Below are 18,721 nucleotides of genomic sequence, written 5' to 3'. Positions count from 1 at the left end.
CGCCGTCCCGAACACGGTCGCTATGTCCTCGGGGGGCGCCCGTTCGCTCGTCGGTCCGGTTCGCTCATTTCTCCGTTCGGCTACTCCTCCGTTTGTTCGTCCGCTTCCGCCCGTCCGACCCCGCCGTCACCCCGCGCCTCGGCGGTCGCGTCGCCCGCCTCAGCGGCGTCGGCCGTGACATCGTCAGGGGCGTTCTCCCGTGCCCCGCTCCCGAACAGCCGAGCCCAGACGCCGCGGTCGTCGCGCTTCTCCGCGAGCAGCACGGAACACTCCACGTCTTCGAGCACCTCCAACACGAGCGAGCCGCTCACCAGCCGCGAGAGCAGCCCCTTCTGAGTCGCGCCGATGATAACCATCGTCGCGTCGCGCGCGGCCCGTTCGATCGACTCCTCGATGTCGCCGCTCTCGACGCGGAGCGTCGCGTCGGCGAGGTCGTGCTCGGCGGCCCACCCCATGAGGAAGCGCCGTCCGGCGCTCTCGTCGTCGGCGACGTGCAGCAGCGTGACCTCGCCGTCGAACTCCGTCTGGAGCATCTTGGCGACCGCGCCGGAGAGGTCCGAGGCCGGTCCGCCGGCGGTCGGCACGAGGATCCGCGAGGGGTCGAACCCGCGGTCGCGGAACACGAGGAAGTCCGACGGGAGCGAGTGCGCGAGCTCGTCGACCGCCGTCTCCGCGCGCCCGGGCGACCCGTGCGAGTCCTCGCCCCAGCCCATGACGGTCATGTCGGCGCCGTAGGTCCGGGCCGCGTCGAACACCTCCTCGAACACGCGGTGCGAGAGGACGACGTGCGTCTCCACGTCGACGCCGAACGTCTCGGCGTCTTCACGGGCCTTATCGAGGAGACTGTGCGCCGCATCGTGGGCGCCGCGGTCGCGGGCGGCCTCCAGCGACGTCTGGTCCGGGACGTTCGCGATGTTGACCGCGACGACCGTCCCGTTTCGCTGCTTGGCGATGGCCGACGCGAGCGTGATCAGGTGCTCCTCGGTCGCGGGGTTCGCGAGCGGCACCATCACGCGGTAGTCGTCGCCGCTCGGCTGGACCGACGTGGCCGCCGACACGGCGGCCTTGGGCAGCTCGTCGGAGCGGTCGAGGATCCACGCCCCCAGCACGCCGCGCGCCTCCACCTTCCGGCGGGCGTACAGCAGGTACCAGAGCAGGGCGAAGGCGACGAGGCCGAACGAGATCAGGATGATCGTCGGCTCGATGTAGATGATCAGCGCGAACGACGACAACGTTCCGATGATCGGAACGAACGGATAGAAGGGGACCTCGAAGTCGGGGTCGTACCCCTCGACCCCCGACTCGCGCATCACGATGAGCGCGATGTTGAGCAGGCCGTAGACGATGAGGTGGAGCACGGATCCCATCGTCGACAGCGACTCGACGCCGCCGGCGACGAGGAACACGAGGATGAGCGCGCCTGTGAGCGCGATCGACTTGTACGGGGTGCCGAAGCGATCGTGGATCTCGTTGAGCTTCGGCGTGACGATCTTCTCGCGGCCCATCGCGAAGTTGATCCGCGACGACGAGAGGATCGAGGCGTTCGCCGAGGAGGCGGTCGCGAGCAGGCCGCCGATCAGGAGCATCCCGGCGCCGACGGCGCCCAGCGAGAAGCCGAACACCTGGTAGTTGCCGAAGAGGAGGCGGGCGGCGTCGACCACCGCGGTCTCGTTGTTCGCGACGAGCTCGTTCGGGACCGCCGCGAGCAGCACGACGAGGAACAGCGCGTACACGACCGTGACGATCACGACCGAGCCGAGGACCGCGAGCGGGAGGTTCCGCCCGGGGTTCTTGATCTCCTCGGCGACCGAGGTGATCTGGACGAAGCCGAGGTACGAGACGAAGATGATCCCCGTCACCGGGAGCACCTGGCTCGTCGTCCCCGGCGGCGCGATCGGCCGCAGCGACTCCATGTCGGCGTTCAGCAGCCCGACGACGGTGAAGACGGCGAGGATGCCCAAAAGCGACATGACGATGACGATCTGGAGCCCGCCCGTCTCCTTCGCGCCGAAGTAGTTGACGGCGATGAACAGCAGCGCGCCGGCGAGCCCGATCACTTGGGCGGCCTCCAGCGTCACCGGGCCGAGCCCGACCGGCCCGAGCCCGAGGAGCGCGTTGACGTACTCGCCGAAGCCGTACATGTAGAACGCGGAGGCGAACGCGAGCCCGAGCCAGTTCGCCCACCCGGCGACGGAGCCGAACATGGGCCCGAGCGCCCGGTTGACGTAGAAGTACGCGCCGCCGGACTTCGGCATCGCCGTCCCGAGCTCGGAGGCTGAAAGCGCCGTGAACAGGGCGATGACGCCACCGAGGACGAACGTGAACGCCGCGAGCGGACCGGCCCGCGCGACCGCGGTCCCGGGGAGCACGAAGATGCCGGCCCCGATCATCGTCCCGATCCCGATCGTGAGCGCGGCGAGGGGACCGAGGTCCTTGGCCAGCTCCTCGTCGCTCATTCGGTGGATCCCTCGCGCGGGAGTGCGATGACGGGCACGTGCGACTTCGTCACGAGCTTCACTGAGAGGTCGCCGGAGAGGAACTGGACGAGCCGGTTCCCGCCCCGAGACTGATAGGCGATAGCGCTCGCATCGACCTCGTCGACCGCGTCGAAGATAGCGCCCACGATGTCCCGCGAGTAGGCGGTGTGCTCGCCGGCGTCGGGGAACACCGATCGGACCGCATCGTACGACTCTGCGGCCAGTTCCTCGGACTGTTCGACGGGCGTCTTGTCGGGGACGCCGTCGCCCTTCTCGACGACGTGCAGCGCCGTGACCCGCTCCGGTCGATACGGTTCCAGCGCCAGCGCCGTCGACATCGCGTCCTCCTCGTGAGCCACTGGCAGGAGAACGTGATCGAGTAGGCCTCCTCCCTCCGGTTGGTCGGTGCTCGTCATACCCACATTCATACTCTCGTCAGTTAAGAAGATACGCTCTGCACAACCGAGCAATTAAACGCGGTTAGAAGCTGTTTTCGGCGCTGAAAACGCACCGCTTGTAGTTTTTGACCTCCTGTCACCGGCCGTCCATCGCCGAGATGAACACCGCGAGCACTGGGACGATCTCCAGCCGGCCGATCCACATCAGGAACACCATCAGCAGCTTCGACGTGTCGGGGAAAAAGAGGTAGCTCCCGAACGGGCCGAGCCGACCGAACCCCGGCCCGATATTCCCGATCGTCGCGAGCGAGGCGCTCGTCGACTCCAGCATCGTCAGCTGGATACCGACCCGGGTGGTGTCCAGCGAAAGGAACACCGCCGAGACGCCGAACAGGACGAGGTACAGCAGCGTGAACGCCATGATGCCGCGGATGGCGTCCTCGTCGACGACGCTTCCGCTCAGGCGAACCGGCTGCACGACGTCGGGGTGGGCCGTGGTGAACAGCTCGCGGCGGATCGCCTTCCCGACGATGAGCCACCGGACGATCTTGACGCCCCCGCCGGTCGAGCCGGCGGAACCGCCGATAAACATCGCGAACATCAGGAGGATCTGCGCGTCGGTGTCCCACTGCACGAAGTCGGCAGTCGCGTATCCGGTGGAGTTCAACAGCGACCCGATCTGGAACGCCGCCTGCCGGAGCGAGTTCTCGGTCACCCCCTGCGTCGCACCGCCCAGTTCGATCGGCGGCGCCGCGCCGCGGAACAGCATCACCGCGAGAACGGCCGTCACGACCGCGACGGCGCCGGCGTACGCACGGAATTCCGCGTTCTCCAGCATGACCTCCGCCTCCCCGCGCAGCACGTGCCAGAACAGCGCGAAGTTGACGCCGGCGATGAGCATGAACGGGATGACGACCCACTGCACGATCGCCGAGAACGCCGCGATGCTGTCGGCCTGCGGCGAGAACCCGCCGGTCGGGAGGGTGGTGAACCCGTGGGCGATCGCGTTGAACAGGTTCATGTTCGGCGCCATCCCGGCGAGGTGGAGCCCGTACAGGATGGCGATGTACACCACGGTGAAGCCGAAGTAGATCAGCCAGAGCGCGCGCGCGGTTTCCGCGATCTTCGGCGTGAGCTTCTGGAGTTCGGGGCCGGGCGCCTCCGACTCCATCAGTTGGGCGCCGTTGACGGCGACCTCCGGCAGGATGGCGATCATCAGGACGATGATCCCCATGCCGCCGAGCCACTGCGTGAGCTGTCGCCACATCAGTACGGCGTGGGAGTGGCGGTCGGTGCTGATCTCGCCGAGGACGGTCGCGCCCGTGGTCGTGAACCCGCTCATCGACTCGAACAGGGCGTTGATCACCGACTCCGTGAACGCGCCGACCGACCCGACCTGGAGCCCGATCGTCGACGCCGTCCCGTAGCCGGCGAGCAGGTACGGAACGGTGCCGATCGCCGCGGCCGCGATCCACGCGAGCGAGACGAAAAGCAGCGCCTCCCGGGGCCCGAGGTCCGGGTCCGGGTCGACCCGCTCTACCGCGAACCCGATCGCGGCGACGAGCGCCATCGAGACGAGGAACACCCAGATGTCCTCTCCGTACACGAGCGCCACGACCAGCGGCACCAGCATCGTGACGGCGAGGTACTTGATCCCGACCCCGAGAAGCCCCACGCTCGCCTTCCAGTTGACGCCCCAGGACATGTGTGTTGGATCGCTATTGGAGAGGCCCGTTCGCTGTATTAAACTGTCGAAGGAAAGCCGATCACGGTGGCGTCGCGGGACTGTCGATTCGTCCGCCTGCCGGCTCTCACGACGTCCAGAACGCCTTCGTGAACAGCACGAGTACCGGGATTATCTCGATCCGCCCGATCCACATCAGGACGATCATCACGGCGCGCGTGCTCATCGGGAACGACGCGAACGTCCCGTACGGGCCCGCCTCGCCGAAGGCGGGACCGATGTTGAGGAACGTCGTCGCCGCCGCGCCGAGCGCCTCGAACTCGGTCACCCGGAGACCCGCCCGTTCCGCGTCGACGACGATCACGACGGTGAGCAGGAAGAAGATCACGATGCTCAAGAGGAGGTACGCGTAGATGTCGCGGATCGCCCCCTCGTCGACCGGTTTCCCCGAGACTCGAACCGGCCGAACCGCCTCCGGGTGGATGGCGGTGTAGAGGTTCCGGCGGAACGTCTTCAGCGCGACGAGCCACCGCAGCGACTTGATCGAACAGGTCGTCGAACCGACCATCCCGCCGATGAACATCCCCATGAACAGCATGTGCTTCGCCGCGGGCGCCCACGCCACGTAGTCGGTGCTGGCGTACCCCGTCGTCGTCACGATCGACGCGACGTTGAACACGGCGTGGCGTACCGTTCCCTCCGTGCCGAACGTGACGCTGGGATCGAGGAACAACGCGAAGGCGACGATCGACGCGAGCGTCCCCATCGCGCCGAGGTAGAAGTGGAACTCCTCGTTTTTCAACAGGCGCATCGGCTCTCCGTTGATGGCGAAGTAGATGAGAACGAAGCTCGTCGAGCCGATCACCATGAACGGGACCACCGCCCACTGGATGACCGGGTGAAACGCGCCGACGCTCTGCGGCTCCGGGGAGAACCCTGCGGTCGCGACCGACGTGAACGCGTGCGCCACCGCGTTGTACAGGTCCATCTGCGGGTCGAACGCCAGCCCGAGCAGGAAGTAGACCGCGATCGCGAGCCCCGTGAGCCCGACGTAGATCCCCCAGATGAGCTGCGCGGTCCGGGAGATCTTCGGTGTGAGCTTGTTGACGTCCTGGGTCTGCGACTCCGTCTCCATCAGCTGCGCCCCGCCCACCCCGATCTCGGACAGCACCGCGGTCGCTAGGATCAGGATTCCGAGCCCGCCGAGCCACTGGATCACCTGTCGCCACATCATGACCGAGCGCGAGTGGAGCGAGAAGTCGACGAGGACGGTCGCGCCGGTCGTCGTCAGCCCGCTCATCGCCTCGAACATCGCGTTCACCGGGTGCGCGACCGTCCCGACGCCCGCGACGACGAACGGGATCGCGCCGACCGCGGCGACGAGGAACCAGATCAGCGCCACCGCGAGGAACGCCTCGCGCGGCCCGAGGTCCTCCGCCGGGTCTTGCACCGACCGGAACGAAGCGCCGAGCGCGAGCGAGACCGCGATAGCCGCCACGAACGGGAGCGGCGACTCGCCGTAATAAAACGCGGTCAGCAGCGGGAACGCGAGCGGAACCGGGAGGGCGGCAAGGACGTCGCCGGTGAGACCCAAGCTCGCCCGCCAACCGACCCGGATCCCGGTGGTCACGGACCGCTCACGCCATCGACGCGATCTCGCCCACGGAGTCGGAGTCCACGAGCAGGATCACGTGGTCGCCCGGCCGGAGGACCGTGTCCCCGCGCGGCGTCACGAGCTGGTGATCGCGGGTGATCGCGCCGATGACGAACCGGGCGTCGGTGTCGGCGACGAGCTCCGAGATCGGTCGCCCCACGAGCCCGCATCCCTCGGTGAGCTCCAGCTCGAGGACCTCCGCCTGGTCGTTCTCCAACACGGCGATGTTCTCCGCGACGCTCTCGTAGGTGAACCGCGTGATCTCCTCGGCGGTCACGGTCCGCGGGTTGATCGCGATGTCGATCCCGATCTCCTCGAAGACGGTGACGTAGTCCGGGCTGTCGACGACCGCGATCACGCGGTCGACGCCGAGCCGTTTGGCGAGCACCGACACGAGGAGGTTCTTCTCGTCGGCGCGGAGCGCGGTGACGACGATGTCGGCCTCGTCGACGTGTTCGCGGGAGAGGAACTCCGTGTCGGTCGCGTCGTGTTCCATGACGACCGCCTTCGGAAGCTGCTCGGCGAGCCACCGCGCGCGGTCGGGGTCCTGCTCGATTATCCGGGGTTGCAGTTCTCGCTCCCCGAGGAGACGGGCGGTCTGATACCCGATCTCGCTTCCGCCGACGATCACGATGTCGTCCGCGTCGTCCGGCGTCGTGCGCGGGTCGACGTCGGTCGCGAACGCTTGGACGCTCTCCGGGCTCCCGATTACCACCGCGCGGTCGCCGGCCTTGATCCCGGTGTCGCCGCGCGGGATCGTCAGTTCCCCGTTGCGGAACAGCCCGACGAACGTGAGCGACTCGAAGCGGTCCGCCTCGGCGACGGTCTGCCCGGCCATGGGGCTCTCCTCCGCGATCTCGAACTCGGCCATCTGGACCATCCCGCTCGCGAACGGGTCGACGTCGATCGCGGCCGGGAGCCCGATGACCCGGACGATGTTCTCCGCGGTCAGCAGGTCCGTACACACCATGAAGTCGACGCCGAAGGCGCCCTCGCTCCCCTCCCACGTCCGGAGGAAGTCCGTGCTCTTCACGCGGGCGATGGTGAACCCGTCGCCCAGCGTCTTCGCGGTGCCGCAGGCGACGAGGTTCGTCTGGTCGTTGTCGGTGCAGGCGATGACCATGTCCGCGCGGCCGACCTCCGCCGCCGTCTGGATATCGGAGGTCGTCCCGTCGCCGGCGATGGTGAGCACGTCGATCTCGTACTTGAGCTGTTCCGCGCGGTCCTCGTCGACGTCCACGACGACGACCTCGTGGTCCGACGAGAGGCTCCCAGCGATGCTCGTGCCGACCTCGCCGGCCCCGATAACGACCACATGCATGGACACAACGAGTTACCCGACCCTCAAGTTCGTTACTATCGGTGTCGCCGCGGTCGCCGGGAGGAGCGGGCTACGAGTCCCCGCCGATCCCGGCCTCAGCCGCCCCGCCGAACGACGTGGGGTCCGTCCACTCGTTCCGCCCGGAGACGGTGCGCTGCGGGAACGGGATCGAGATCCCCTCCTCGTCGAACCGCTTCTTGACGGCCTTCACGTAGTCGGCGCGCGCCTTCACGAAGTCCGCCCGCGACGGGTCGTCGATCCAGATCCGCGACTGCAGGCCGACGTACGAGTCGGCGAGTTCCGTCAGTCGGACCGACGGGGCGGGGTCGTCGAGAATGGCGTCGCTCCGCTCCGCCTCCTCGACGATGATGTCGGTCGCCTTCTCGACGTCGTCCTCGTAGTCGATCCCGAAGACGAACTTCAGCCGGAGCGTCTTCTTCGCGACCGGGTTCTTCACCACGTCGCCGGTGAGCACGGCGTTCGGCACCGTGAGAAGTTCGTTGTCGAACGTGCGGACGCGGGTGACTCGAAAGGAGATGTCCTCTACGACCCCCGAGTTCCCCTGCCACTCGATCCAGTCGCCGATGCGGAACGGCTTGTCGGTGTAGATGAACACGCCCGCGACGAAGTTCTTGATCACGTCCTGAAGCGCGAAGCCGATGGCGAGCGTCGCCGCCGCGGCGATCGTCGCCAGCGACCGGAGGAATCCCTGATATCCCGCCGCCCCGAACGCGACCGTGACGCCCGCGAACAGCACGAGGAACGCGACGATCTTCTGGAGCGGTCGCCGCGCGTGCTCGTCGAGGCCCTGCCTGTCGAAGAGCCGCAGCACGAGCGGCGCGATGACCGCCTTATACAGCAGGTACGTCGCGAAAACGACGGCGAGGAAGATCGCGGCGTCGATGACGATCCCGGTCAGCGGCCGCAAAAACGGCTCCAGCGTCCCCGCGACGGCGACGACGTCGCTCGTACCGCCCGCGGCGCTCATCAGTGGAGTACCGCCGTGTTCCCTCGCGTCTCTACGAGTTCGGCGTCGACGGCGTCGGCCAGCTCCGCGGCGAGCTCGTCGGTCGTGGTCCCGCCTCGGGCCGCCCGGAGGAACTTCACCTTCACGAGCTTGGCGTCGTCGAGCTGGTCGGCCGTCTCGTCGACGACGGCGTCGACGCCCTTCTTCCCGACCCAGACGGTGACGTCGAGGTCGTGCGCTTCCTTGCGGAGCTGTTGATCGCTCATACGTCGTTCACTCGGTCGCGGCAGTTGAACCTTGAGGTTCGCGGACGAGGGGGCCGTTCGGGGCCTGCGGGCGACGCTCGCGTCCGGATCGGCCGCGGTCCCCCTACTCGCGTTCGACCTCGCGCGCCGGTTCCCGGGAGCGCTCTCGACGCACGTACTCGGCGGCGTCTTCCGGCGTCTCCGTCTCGAGGAGCCGGTCGAGCTTCCGCTCGAACTGCTCGTCGGTGAGGTCGCCCTCGGCGTACCGGCTCCGGAGCCGGTCGAGCGCGTCCCGCGTGCCCGCCGGCTCCTCGTCGACCGCGTCGCTCTCCGTGGTCCGGTCGACCGCGGGTCCCTCGGCCCGCTCCGCCTCCTCGTCCCCGTCGAACAGCATCCCGACCACCGGCACGACGACGACGTAGCCGAACAGCATGAGCGGGAGCCACCACTCAAAGCCGAGGAACAGCGCCGCCAGCCACGCGCCCGTCACGACCGTGCCCGCGATCTCGCTCGCGTTTCGCTCGAACCGCTCGCGCAGGGAGGACTCCGCCATCGTGGGGGTCCTCTCGGTGTGGCGACTAAATCGTATCGGCGGCGTCGGGACGCTCCGTCGGCGCTTCTCCCGTCCGCGGCTAGAGTTAGACTTGTCTAATCTTTTTCTTAGACCCAAAGCGTATTACGTTCCCACCGACAAACGGCTGGTAATGCGCACCGACACGAACGAGGCCGCGGGCCTCTCTCGACGGCGGTTCGCCGGCATCGGCGCCGGCGTCCTCGCGGGGGGTCTCGCCGGCTGCACGGGAAACGCCGCCGATCCGGGAGACGGCGGCGGCGGAAGCGACGGTGAGGGCGCCGACGCCGGAGAGTACACGGTCGTGGCCTCTTTCTTCACGTTCTACGACTTCGCCGACACGCTCGCCGAGGGGACGGTCCTGAACGTCGAGAACCTCGTGCCGACGGGCCTCCACGGTCACGGCTGGGAGCCGGACCCGTCGATCCAGCGGCGGATCACCGACGCCGACGCCCTGGTCCACGTCGGGCCCGACTTCCAGCCGTGGGTCGACCGCGCGATCGACACGCTGGAAGCGGAGACGACGGAGACGGCCCTTATCAACGCCCGCGCCGGGGTCGAGCTGCTCGACCTCGCCGACTCGCTCACCGAGGACGAGGCGGTCGAGGACGCGAAGGACCCGCACTTCTGGCTCGACCCCCAGCGCGCGAAGGTCGCGGTCGAGAACATCGCGGACGGGCTCGCGGCGCTCGCTCCCGACGACGAGGCGACGATCCGCGAGAACGCCGACGCGATCGACGCGGAGCTCGACGCGCTCGACGATGAGTGGACGGCCGTCTTCGACGCCGCCGAGCGCGACGTGGCGTTCCTCGCCGCACACAACGCCTTCGCCTACGTCTCGGAGCGCTACGGCGCGACGATCGAGCCGCTGGTGGTGAACCTCGCGGCCAGCAACGACGTCCGGCCGGCCGACATGCAGCGGGCGCAGGACACGATCGCCGCCAACGACATCCGACACATCGGCGCGGCCGTGTTCGAGCCGATCCGGCCGGCGAGACAGCTCTTGGAGCAGACCGACGTCGAGGCGTACTTCCCGGTGACGCCGTACGCCGGCACCGCCGAGTCCTGGGTCGAGCGGGGGTGGGGGTACTTCGAGATCGCCCGTCAGGTGAACCTGCCCACCTTCCGGATCCTCCTCGGTCTCGACGACCCCGAGGACGTGACGTTCGCCGACTACGGCCGGAACTTCGAGCCATGAGCGGTGACACCCCCCTCGTCGACGTCCGCGGGCTGACGTTCGGCTACGCCGCGACGCCGGTCGTCGAGGACGTGGACCTGCGGGTCGACCGCGGCGAGTACGTCGGGATCGTCGGGCCGAACGGCTCCGGGAAGAGCACCCTGCTCCGCCTCCTTCTGGGCCTCCACGAGCCCGACGCGGGGTCGGCCGAGCTGCTCGGTCACCCCGCCCGGGCGTTCGCGGAGCGCGAGCGCGTCGGCTACGTCGCGCAGGACGTGACCGAAGACGAGAAGCGCATGCCGATCACCGTGAGCGAAGTCGTCCTCATGGGGCGGTTCCCGCACGCCGGCTTCGGCCGGGTGACCGCCGCCGACCGCGACCGCGTCCGCGACGCCCTGGCGACGGTCGGCATCGAACACCTCGCCGACCGGAAGATCACCGCGCTCTCGGGCGGGCAGCGCCAGCGGACGTACATCGCGCGGGCGCTCGCCGGCGAGGCCGAACTGCTCGTCCTGGACGAGCCCACCGTCGGCGTCGACGCCGAGTCGGTCGACGCCTTCTTCGACCTGCTCGACGAGCTCGTCGACGACGGGATCACCGTCCTCCTCGTCGAACACGACATCGGCGCCGTCATCGAGCACGCCTCGCGGGTCGTCTGTCTCAACCGCGAGGTGTACTTCGACGGCGAGCCGGCCGCGTTCGCCGAGAGCGACGCGCTCGACCGCGCGTACGGGACGAACGTCCGCCGCGAGGAAGGGGGGATCGTCACGTGACCCCCGCCGGTTCCGCGTCCGTCGCGTCGGCGGCGTCGCCCGACGCCGTCGTCCCGCTCCTCTCCGCGCCGTACGACCTCCTCTCGCGGCTCGTCGGCCTGTGGAGCGACGGGCTCGGCTGGGTCGGCGACCGGCTCGGGATCGCGATGCTGGAGTACGTCTTCATGCACCACGCGTTCCTCGTCGGCGCGCTCATCGCCGTGATGGCGCCGCTGATCGGCACCTTCCTCGTCCACCGGCAGCTCGCGCTCATCGGCGACGCGCTCGCCCACACCGCGTTCGCGGGCGTCGCCGTCGGGCTGTTCGTCAACTCGCTGCTCGGGACCGGGATCTCGCCGTACGTCACCGCGATCGTCGTCGCCGTGATCGCCGCCCTGGCGATCGAGCTGATCGCCGAGACCACCGACGCGTACAACGACGTGTCGATGGCGATCGTGCTCTCGACCGGGTTCGCGCTCGGCGCGGTCCTCATCAGCCTGAACACCGGCGGGCTCGCGGTCGGGATCAACCAGTACCTGTTCGGGAACCTCTCGACGGTCTCGCGGGAGAACGCGGTCCTGCTGGTCGTGCTCTTCGCGATCGTCTCGCTGGTCGTCACGGTCACGTACAAGCAGCTGCTGTACGTCACGTTCGACGAGACGGCCGCCCGCGTCGCCGGGATCAACGTCCCCTGGTACAACCGCCTGATGACGACCCTGACCGCCCTCGTCGTCGTCGGCGCGATGCAGATCATGGGCGTCATCCTCGTCGCGGCGATGCTCGTCGTCCCCGTCGCGGCCGCCGCCCAGCTCGCACGCGGCTTCCGCGAGGCGCTGCTCGCGTCGGTCGTACTGGCGCAGATCGCCGTGGTCGCCGGGATCACGCTGTCGTTCAACTACAACACGACCGCCGGTGGCACGATCGTTCTCGTCGCCGTCGGCGTGTACATCGTCGCGGTGCTCGCCGGGAAGGTCCAGTCGCGGCGGGCGGGCGACGAGGCCCCCGAGCGCGTCGACGGCGCCGAGCGGGCGACGGGCGAGGGCACCGACGTCGGCGGCGACGACGTCGCCGGAGCAGAGTCGACCGACTAGTCGGCCCGCTCCGTCGGCTCGTCGCGGAGGGTCCCGTCGAGCCCGAGACCGACGCGGTCGCCGTACCGGCTCCAGACGACCACCAGCGACGGGACGAGCAGGATCGAACAGAGGTACGCGTACAGCACGCCGAGCGCGAGCAGCACGCCGAAGTCCCGCAGGAGCGGGATCACGGCGAGCCACAGGACGCCGAGCCCGCAGACGGTCGTGAGCATGCTCCCGGTGAGCGCGCCGCCCGTGCCCGCGATTGTGATGTCGAGCGCGTCCTCGACCGCGTTTCCGGCCTTGAACTCGTCGACGAACCGGTGAACGAAGTGGACGGTGTAGTCCACGCCGAGTCCGATCGAGACCGAGAGGATCGGCGCGTTGATCGGCGTCAAGGGGATGTCGAACAGCCGCATCGAACCCACGAGCAGGCCGACCGTGACGAGGACGGGCACGAGGTTGAGCAGGCCGTACACGGCCTTCCCCTCCAAGTAGGCGTAAGAGAGCGCGAGGAACACGGCCGTGAGCACGAACGCGGCGATCAGGCTCCGGATCGCGGACTCGGTCAGCCGGTCGATCACGGCCTCGTTGACGACGAGGTCGCCCGTCGGAACCGCCTGCAAGGGAGTGCGCTCCGCGAGCGCCCGGACGCCGGCCACCGCTTCCGAGTCGTCGGCGCCGGGGCGGATCGTGTAATCTATCCGCGCGCTCCCGCGGTCGGCGGCGAGGTACCCGCGCGCCCGGTCCCGGTCGGGCGAGTCGAGCAGCGCGTCGTACACCTCGTCGACGTTGCGGTCGGGGACGCCCGTCCCGAGCCGGTCGTTGCGGTCCACGAGCGCGCCGAACTCTGGATCGCGCGCCGCCCGGTCCTCGATGACGGTCACGACGCTCGTGGAGGCGGCCCGGCGCTCGTCGGTCGTCTCGAAGGCGTCCGGCGGATCGCGCGTTGTCCGGTCGATCAGCTCCAGGGCGTCGTCGTCGCGCACGGACTGGTCGACGTACAGGGTCACGCTCCCGACGAAGCTCTGCTCGAACTCCTCCTCGAACAGCGTGAGCACCCGGAGGAAGGTGTAGTCGGTCGGCGCGAGCGGCTCCGGCAGGTTCGAGTACGTCTCCAGCCGGTCCTCGTCTGGGAAGAACGCCTCCTCCGAGAACTCGGTGTTCACGCCGGTCCCGTACGCGCCCCCGACCGCGCCGCCGACGAACAGGACGGCGACGACCGCCACGGGCGCGACCTTCGAGAGGTCGACCCCGACGCGGAGCACGCGCCCGAGCCGCGAGCCGCCCGACCCGAGCGGCGTCGTGCCGAACGCCGGGATCGGCAGCCGCTCGCGCCAGCGGTCGACCACCACCTTCGTCGCCGGGAGAAAGACGCCGAACACCGTGAGCGTGAACGTGATCCCCGCCGCGGCGACGAGCCCGAAGCCCCGGTTAGGCTCGAAGGGACTCACGAGGTTCGAGGCGAGCCCGAACACCGTGGTGATCGTGACCAGCAGGAAGGCGATCAACAGCTGATCGGTCGTGGTCCGCATCGCCGCCGCGATCGAGAGCCCCTCGCCGCGCTCCTCCCGGTAGCGGTTGACGATGTGGATCCCGAAATCGATCCCGACCGCGAGCAGCAGCGGGAAGACGGTAATAAGGGAGTCGGAGAAGGGGATCCCCGCGTATCCCATGAACCCGAAGGTCCACAGGAGCGACATGAGCAGGGCGGCGAGGCCGATCCCCATGTCGATCGGGTCGCGGTAGGCGAACACGAGGAAGCCCAATATCAGGAGCAGCGCCGCGGGGAACACGATGACCGCGGTGTCGGTCAGCAGCGCCGTGACCTCCGACTGGAGGATCCCGTCGCCGAAGAGGACCGCGTTCTCGCCGGCCTCGTTGCCCGGCACCGAGTCGACCACGTCGACGCTCCGCGTCTGTAGCTCTGTCACTCGGGCCGTCGTGGCCGCCTCGGGCAGGTCGTAGGTGACACCGACGATGGCGGCCCCGGCTCGCTGGGCTGTCGGGTTGTAGTCGACAGACACCTGCGCCGCGACGGCGCCGGACGCGTCGGCGTCGGCGATGGCCGTCCGCAGCTCGCTCGGCGTCGCCTCCGCGACCGCGTCGCGGCGCTCGCCCGGCGTCTCCGCGGTCGGGTCCAACCGTCGGGCGACCGCGTCGGCGTGGCTCGTCGTCGAGCTCACTCTCAGGGTCGACCGCGACTCCAGCCGCTCCTGAGTCTCTAGGACCCGTATCAGCGCCGATCGCGAGAGCACGTTGTCGCCGGTGACGATCACCTGCGCCGACGTCGCCGACCCGCCGATCGACGTCTCGAACTCCTCGTCGATGTCGTCGAGCGCGCGCTGGGCGGGGATGTCCTGCGTGAACTGGTCGGCGCCGGCCGAGGTGGTGATCCCCCCCACCCCGCCGACGGCGACGACGCTGATCAGGAGGAAGACGGCGATCACCGCCACCGGTCGCTCCGTGACGAGCTCGTCGACCCGCTCGACGAGCCGGTCGGCCGCGGTCACCGTCGCCTCCGTCGACTCAGGGCCCCCCGGTCGCTCGGAGACGCGCGGGCATTGGTGTCGCCCATCCGGTCACCGCCGCCGGTACCGGACGAGCGCTCCCGCGCCGGCGACCACGACGAGGAGGCCGACGGCGAGCGGTAGGAGTGGGAGCCCGCCGTCGTCGGTCGGTTCGGTCACCTCGACGGGGTACTGGGTGACGTCCGATATCCGGTCGTTACCGCGCTCGTCGTCGTAGCGGAAGTCCAGCTCGATCGGGTGGGTCTCGACGGTCGCCCCAGGCGCGGCCGCCACGTCGAAGGCAATCTCGGTCGACTCGCCGGGCGCCAGCTCGTCGACGAACGCCTCGTCGTCGGGGGCCGACAGCGGGCTGTCGGCGTACAGCCCGGCGTTGATCGACGAGAGCGTCTCCGGGCGCTGATTCGTGATCTCGAAGGTGATCCGCCGGGTTTCGCCCGCCGGGACGGTCGCGTTGTCGGCGGCGAGCTCGAACTCGGGCTGCCGCGGCGCGACCTCGATCCGCCGGGTCTCCTCGACCGCGATGGCCGAGTCGCCGTTCGTGTACTCGGTGGTGAACCGGAACTGCCGGGGGCCGGGGTCGGCGCTCCCGCTCACCTGGGCGTCGAACGAGAAGTCGACGGACTCGCCCGCCGGGATCTCCGGGAGGGCGTACCGCCGCTCGCCGACCGTCACCCGGTCGCTCTGCGGGTCGGCGACGAGCACCGCGTCGTCGACGTCGAGCGGCCCCTCGTTGGTGAGCGTCCCGCTGACGCTCCCGGAGTAGCCGACCTCCAGGCTCCCCTCCACGCCGTCGATCGAGAACGACTGCTCGGAGATCGGCACCACGCCGGCCCGGGACGCGGGAGAGGTCTCGTCGATCCCGTCCGCGTCGCGGTAGTCGACGGTGGAGACGAGCGCGTACGCCCCGCCGCCGAAGTCGGGCGAGACCGTCGACTCGAACGTCACCGTTCGGTTCTCGCCGGGCGCCCAGTCGCCGACGAACGACTCGGCGCTCCCGTCGCTTCCGATGACGGCCTCGCTCCCGGTCGTCGTTCCGGTGACGACCGCGTCGCGAGCGACCTCGTCGCCGACGTTCCGCATGGTTGCGGTGACCTCGCCGCCCCCGCCGACCTGCGCCTCGGTGCCGGTCTCGACGATCGCGAAGCGCGCGCCGTCGTCGACGACGATCGTGACGTCGAACCGGTCGGTACCGCGCCGGTCCTTGTGGTCGTTGAACTCGGGGATGATCTCGAAGGTGTACCGGTAGCGGGCCGTCACCTCGACCTCGTAGGAGCCGTCCGGCACGTCGTCGGGGACCGTCACCTCGAGCGGGACCTGCACGGGGCTCGCGTCGGTCCGCACGTCGCCGACGACCGTCCGGCCGTCGCCGACCTCGATCGGCACGTCGCCGTCGTCGACCGAGAGCGTGAGTCCGCGCGCCGTCGTCACCCGCGGGTCGAGCTGGTTGCCGAACTCCATCTCGCCGGTGTTGAGGACGTCCAGCGTCACCGTCGATTCCGCGCCGCTCGGCACCGTCCGCTGGGAGGCGAACAGATCGAGCGCGGGCGAGCCGCGGATCTGGCGCTCCGTCGTCTGCGCGGCGATACCGCCGTCCGCCGTCGGACCGACCGCGGCGGTCCGCGCGCCGTCGACGTCCTGCCCGGCCGTGGAAGCCTGTCCGACCGGCGCCGCGGCCCCGGCGAACGCGGCGGCGCCGACGAGGGCCGTGACCGCGACGACCGCGAGAGCGATCGCGCCCGCCCGCGCTGGCCGGCTCATCTCTCGCCTCCGCCGTTTCTCCCATCGACCGCGTGGGGGCGCCGAATCGGGGACCGACCGCCGGACGCGTCGCGTCGAGTCATACGGTCGTGTGGGTCGCTCCCGTGTTAAGCGTGTTGAATGAACGTTCAATCAGGAGCGTTTTGTGCGTGGCCGCGGTGGACTCACCATGCACGACCCGTTCGCGGAGCCCGCCGACACTCGCCAGGCCATCTTGGGGGCGGCGTTCCGCGCGCTCTGCGAGCACGGGTACGCCGACCTCACGATCAGCCGGATCGGCGAGGAGTTCGACAAGAGCCCGTCGCTCGTCTATCACCACTACGACGGGAAAGACGAGCTGCTCGTCGATCTCCTCGGGTTCCTGCTCGACGGGTTCGAGGCGTCGGTGTCGGCGGGCGAGTTCGACTTGACGCCCCACGAACGGCTCGACATCTACCTCTCGGCGACGACCGATCGCGGCTCCGTCGACGACGAGCACGCGCCGGACGCGCAGTTCCTGACCGTCATCGTCGAGCTCCGAGCGCAGGCCGCCAGCGACGGCGCCTACCGCGACCACTTCGACCGCAGCGACCGCGTGTTCGAGGCGTTCCTCGAACGGACCGTCCGCGAGGCGGCGGCGGAGATCGACGGCGGCACCGACGTCGACGCCGACCGCGACGGGGACGATTCGACCGCTCCGCGCGGCGACGCGTCCGCGATACCCCCCATCGAGGTGGCCTCGACGCTTCAGACGCTCGCGACCGGGGGAATGCTCCGCTGGGCGACGACCGCCGACCGGGACTGGACCGACGACACCCGTCGCGGCGCCCGTCGATATCTGGAGGCGATGCTCCCGCGGGTCGACGTCGAGGGGTGAGCCTGGAGCGAAGCCGGGGCTGACCGGGAACGACCTCTCGGGGGATAGGTGGCCCGCGAACGAGGAGTCCGGCGGTCAGCGTTCGGTGACGCCTTCGACGTCCATCCGCGTGACCTCCTCTTCGAGCCACTCTTTCAGCCACTTCACGCGCTTGATGCGCTGGTGGGCGATGCTCTCGGCGCTGTCGGAGACGACGCGCTCGGTGTGGTCGTGGGCGCGCTGGAGGACCCGGTCGACCATCTTCGCGGCGTCCATGTGCGTGCGGGACTCGTACCCCATCCGCAGCAGCATCAGCACGGCGCCGTTGGCGCCGACCTTGTCCAGCACGTCGGCCTCGATCAGACACCGACTCTCCAGCGGCACGTCCGCCAGATCGCCCGTGTACGAGTGGTCGACGACCGCTCCGCACACCTCCTCGATGAACGACTCGGGGTAGTTGCCGCGGCTCTGGAGATACTCTCGAGCGACCCGCGCGCCGGCCTCGGCGTGCACGTCCTGTTCCGCCTCAAGCTTCGCGACGTCGTGGAACACCGCGGCCACGCGGACCACGTCGACGTCGGCTCCCTCCGCCTCGGCTATCTCGGTCGCGAGGTCGACGACGTTGACGATGTGGTTGAACCGGTACTCCGCGGAGTGCCAGGGGTACCAGCGCATCCGCCCGCCGTCCTCCTCGCTCTCGACGCTGGCCGCGAGGTAATCCCTCACAAACCCCATCATCTCCTCGAAGTCCTCGTCGCTCACCTCCGTTTCCTTAATCTCGACGCCCACGGAGACCACCCCGGGCGAAAAACTCGTGATTCATTATCGGTACCGAGGAGCGTTTCGTTCTTAGTCGTTACGACGGGGGGCGATCGGCGCCGCTCGGGCCCGACGCGTCGGCCGCCGGCGGTCTCGGCGCTCTGGCCGTCCGCGGACTCGCGGCGCGCTCGCGGCACCCCCGCACTCCGTCCGTGCCCCCGGAGGAAGTGACCCGCCGGGCGACGCGGCGAGGCTCTTAAGAACGGCCGGCGACGACCCGAACGTATGTGGCGCCCCTGGGGTGACGGCGAGAAGGCCCGCTTCCAGCGGGCCGCAGGGGTGAACATCTTCGGCAACGCGCTGAAGATCGCGGTCGTCGGCGCGACCGGACTGGCCTTCGGCAGCGTCGCGCTCCTCGCCGACGCCGCGCACTCGGTCGCCGACCTCGTCGCCAGCGCGGTCGTGTTCGTTTGGGGGGGCTCCCGGTACGACGCCGCCGACGAGACGCACCCGCACGGC

Annotated in this window: 16 protein-coding genes; 5 read left to right on the top strand and 11 right to left on the bottom strand. The window is 69.4% G+C overall.

What is annotated here, in order from left to right:
• Window positions 1–80: 80 nt before the first annotated feature.
• From DJ82_RS09120 to DJ82_RS09085, 8 genes are all read right to left on the bottom strand, one after another.
• A complete protein-coding gene (locus DJ82_RS09120) occupies window positions 81–2,456 on the bottom strand; it encodes an amino acid permease (protein ID WP_094527721.1) in 2,376 nt (791 codons plus the stop codon).
• Window positions 2,453–2,893 (bottom strand): universal stress protein, encoded by a 441-nt coding sequence (locus tag DJ82_RS09115; RefSeq protein ID WP_094581631.1) that lies wholly within the window; start codon window positions 2,891–2,893, stop codon window positions 2,453–2,455. Before DJ82_RS09115 ends, DJ82_RS09120 begins: the two co-directional genes overlap by 4 nt.
• A gap of 118 nt (window positions 2,894–3,011) precedes the next feature.
• Window positions 3,012–4,580: a TrkH family potassium uptake protein gene (locus tag DJ82_RS09110; protein WP_094581630.1), complete on the bottom strand. Its 1,569-nt coding sequence runs from the start codon at window positions 4,578–4,580 to the stop codon at window positions 3,012–3,014.
• Window positions 4,581–4,686: 106 nt separating this feature from the next.
• Window positions 4,687–6,189, bottom strand: coding sequence for a TrkH family potassium uptake protein (locus tag DJ82_RS09105; RefSeq protein WP_094581629.1), 1,503 nt, complete (start codon window positions 6,187–6,189; stop codon window positions 4,687–4,689).
• A 7-nt stretch (window positions 6,190–6,196) separates the two neighbouring features.
• Complete coding sequence (gene trkA, locus DJ82_RS09100) at window positions 6,197–7,534, bottom strand: Trk system potassium transporter TrkA (RefSeq protein ID WP_094581628.1); 1,338 nt, start codon at window positions 7,532–7,534, stop codon at window positions 6,197–6,199.
• A 70-nt stretch (window positions 7,535–7,604) separates the two neighbouring features.
• Window positions 7,605–8,522 (bottom strand): mechanosensitive ion channel family protein, encoded by a 918-nt coding sequence (locus DJ82_RS09095; protein WP_094581627.1) that lies wholly within the window; start codon window positions 8,520–8,522, stop codon window positions 7,605–7,607.
• The gene (locus DJ82_RS09090) at window positions 8,522–8,767 is read right to left on the bottom strand and encodes a YhbY family RNA-binding protein (RefSeq protein ID WP_094523051.1); all 246 of its coding nucleotides are present in this window, start codon (window positions 8,765–8,767) and stop codon (window positions 8,522–8,524) included. The genes DJ82_RS09095 and DJ82_RS09090 overlap by 1 nt, the downstream gene beginning before the upstream one ends.
• Window positions 8,768–8,870: 103 nt before the next feature.
• The gene (locus tag DJ82_RS09085; protein ID WP_094523053.1) at window positions 8,871–9,299 is read right to left on the bottom strand and encodes an SHOCT domain-containing protein; all 429 of its coding nucleotides are present in this window, start codon (window positions 9,297–9,299) and stop codon (window positions 8,871–8,873) included.
• A gap of 151 nt (window positions 9,300–9,450) precedes the next feature.
• Here DJ82_RS09085 and DJ82_RS09080 point away from each other — a divergent pair, with 151 nt between their 5' ends.
• From DJ82_RS09080 to DJ82_RS09070, 3 genes are read left to right on the top strand one after another with little or no spacing between them, the layout of a single operon-like run.
• Complete coding sequence (locus tag DJ82_RS09080) at window positions 9,451–10,515, top strand: metal ABC transporter substrate-binding protein (protein ID WP_094581626.1); 1,065 nt, start codon at window positions 9,451–9,453, stop codon at window positions 10,513–10,515.
• On the top strand, window positions 10,512–11,267 hold the full coding sequence (locus tag DJ82_RS09075; protein WP_094523057.1) for a metal ABC transporter ATP-binding protein: 756 nt from the start codon (window positions 10,512–10,514) through the stop codon (window positions 11,265–11,267). Before DJ82_RS09080 ends, DJ82_RS09075 begins: the two co-directional genes overlap by 4 nt.
• Entirely contained in the window at window positions 11,264–12,337 is a 1,074-nt protein-coding gene (locus tag DJ82_RS09070; RefSeq protein WP_094581625.1) for a metal ABC transporter permease, read from the top strand. The genes DJ82_RS09075 and DJ82_RS09070 overlap by 4 nt, the downstream gene beginning before the upstream one ends.
• Here DJ82_RS09070 and DJ82_RS09065 read toward each other — a convergent pair.
• Together DJ82_RS09065 and DJ82_RS09060 are read right to left on the bottom strand one after the other, a co-directional pair.
• The gene (locus tag DJ82_RS09065) at window positions 12,334–14,832 is read right to left on the bottom strand and encodes an RND family transporter (protein ID WP_094581624.1); all 2,499 of its coding nucleotides are present in this window, start codon (window positions 14,830–14,832) and stop codon (window positions 12,334–12,336) included. The genes DJ82_RS09070 and DJ82_RS09065 overlap by 4 nt on opposite strands.
• A 69-nt stretch (window positions 14,833–14,901) precedes the next feature.
• Window positions 14,902–16,608: a COG1361 S-layer family protein gene (locus DJ82_RS09060; protein WP_094581623.1), complete on the bottom strand. Its 1,707-nt coding sequence runs from the start codon at window positions 16,606–16,608 to the stop codon at window positions 14,902–14,904.
• A gap of 169 nt (window positions 16,609–16,777) precedes the next feature.
• Between DJ82_RS09060 and DJ82_RS09055 the strand changes: the two genes are divergently transcribed.
• Entirely contained in the window at window positions 16,778–17,464 is a 687-nt protein-coding gene (locus DJ82_RS09055; protein WP_094581622.1) for a TetR/AcrR family transcriptional regulator, read from the top strand.
• A gap of 75 nt (window positions 17,465–17,539) precedes the next feature.
• On the opposite strand, the gene DJ82_RS09050 is transcribed toward DJ82_RS09055, so the two are convergent.
• A complete protein-coding gene (locus tag DJ82_RS09050; protein WP_094523067.1) occupies window positions 17,540–18,241 on the bottom strand; it encodes an HD domain-containing protein in 702 nt (233 codons plus the stop codon).
• A gap of 246 nt (window positions 18,242–18,487) precedes the next feature.
• Here DJ82_RS09050 and DJ82_RS09045 point away from each other — a divergent pair.
• Window positions 18,488–18,721, top strand: a 234-nt coding sequence (locus DJ82_RS09045; RefSeq protein WP_158217302.1) for a cation transporter, incomplete at its 3' end; no start/stop codon positions are given.

The organism is Halorubrum sp. Ib24, from assembly GCF_002252745.1.
Lineage (GTDB): Archaea > Halobacteriota > Halobacteria > Halobacteriales > Haloferacaceae > Halorubrum.
Note: the sequence above shows the minus strand (reverse complement) of the source record. Positions and strands in the feature narration are given on the sequence as shown.

Excerpts from the sequence above, each read along its gene's own strand:
- DJ82_RS09120 (WP_094527721.1), bottom strand. The coding sequence starts at position 2,456 with ATGAGCGACGAGGAGCTGGCCAAGGACCTCGGTCCCCTCGCCGCGCTC.
- DJ82_RS09115 (WP_094581631.1), bottom strand. The coding sequence starts at position 2,893 with ATGACGAGCACCGACCAACCGGAGGGAGGAGGCCTACTCGATCACGTT.
- DJ82_RS09110 (WP_094581630.1), bottom strand. The coding sequence starts at position 4,580 with ATGTCCTGGGGCGTCAACTGGAAGGCGAGCGTGGGGCTTCTCGGGGTC.
- trkA (WP_094581628.1), bottom strand. The coding sequence starts at position 7,534 with ATGCATGTGGTCGTTATCGGGGCCGGCGAGGTCGGCACGAGCATCGCT.
- DJ82_RS09095 (WP_094581627.1), bottom strand. The coding sequence starts at position 8,522 with ATGAGCGCCGCGGGCGGTACGAGCGACGTCGTCGCCGTCGCGGGGACG.
- DJ82_RS09090 (WP_094523051.1), bottom strand. The coding sequence starts at position 8,767 with ATGAGCGATCAACAGCTCCGCAAGGAAGCGCACGACCTCGACGTCACC.
- DJ82_RS09085 (WP_094523053.1), bottom strand. The coding sequence starts at position 9,299 with ATGGCGGAGTCCTCCCTGCGCGAGCGGTTCGAGCGAAACGCGAGCGAG.
- DJ82_RS09080 (WP_094581626.1), top strand. The coding sequence starts at position 9,451 with ATGCGCACCGACACGAACGAGGCCGCGGGCCTCTCTCGACGGCGGTTC.
- DJ82_RS09075 (WP_094523057.1), top strand. The coding sequence starts at position 10,512 with ATGAGCGGTGACACCCCCCTCGTCGACGTCCGCGGGCTGACGTTCGGC.
- DJ82_RS09060 (WP_094581623.1), bottom strand. The coding sequence starts at position 16,608 with ATGAGCCGGCCAGCGCGGGCGGGCGCGATCGCTCTCGCGGTCGTCGCG.
- DJ82_RS09055 (WP_094581622.1), top strand. The coding sequence starts at position 16,778 with ATGCACGACCCGTTCGCGGAGCCCGCCGACACTCGCCAGGCCATCTTG.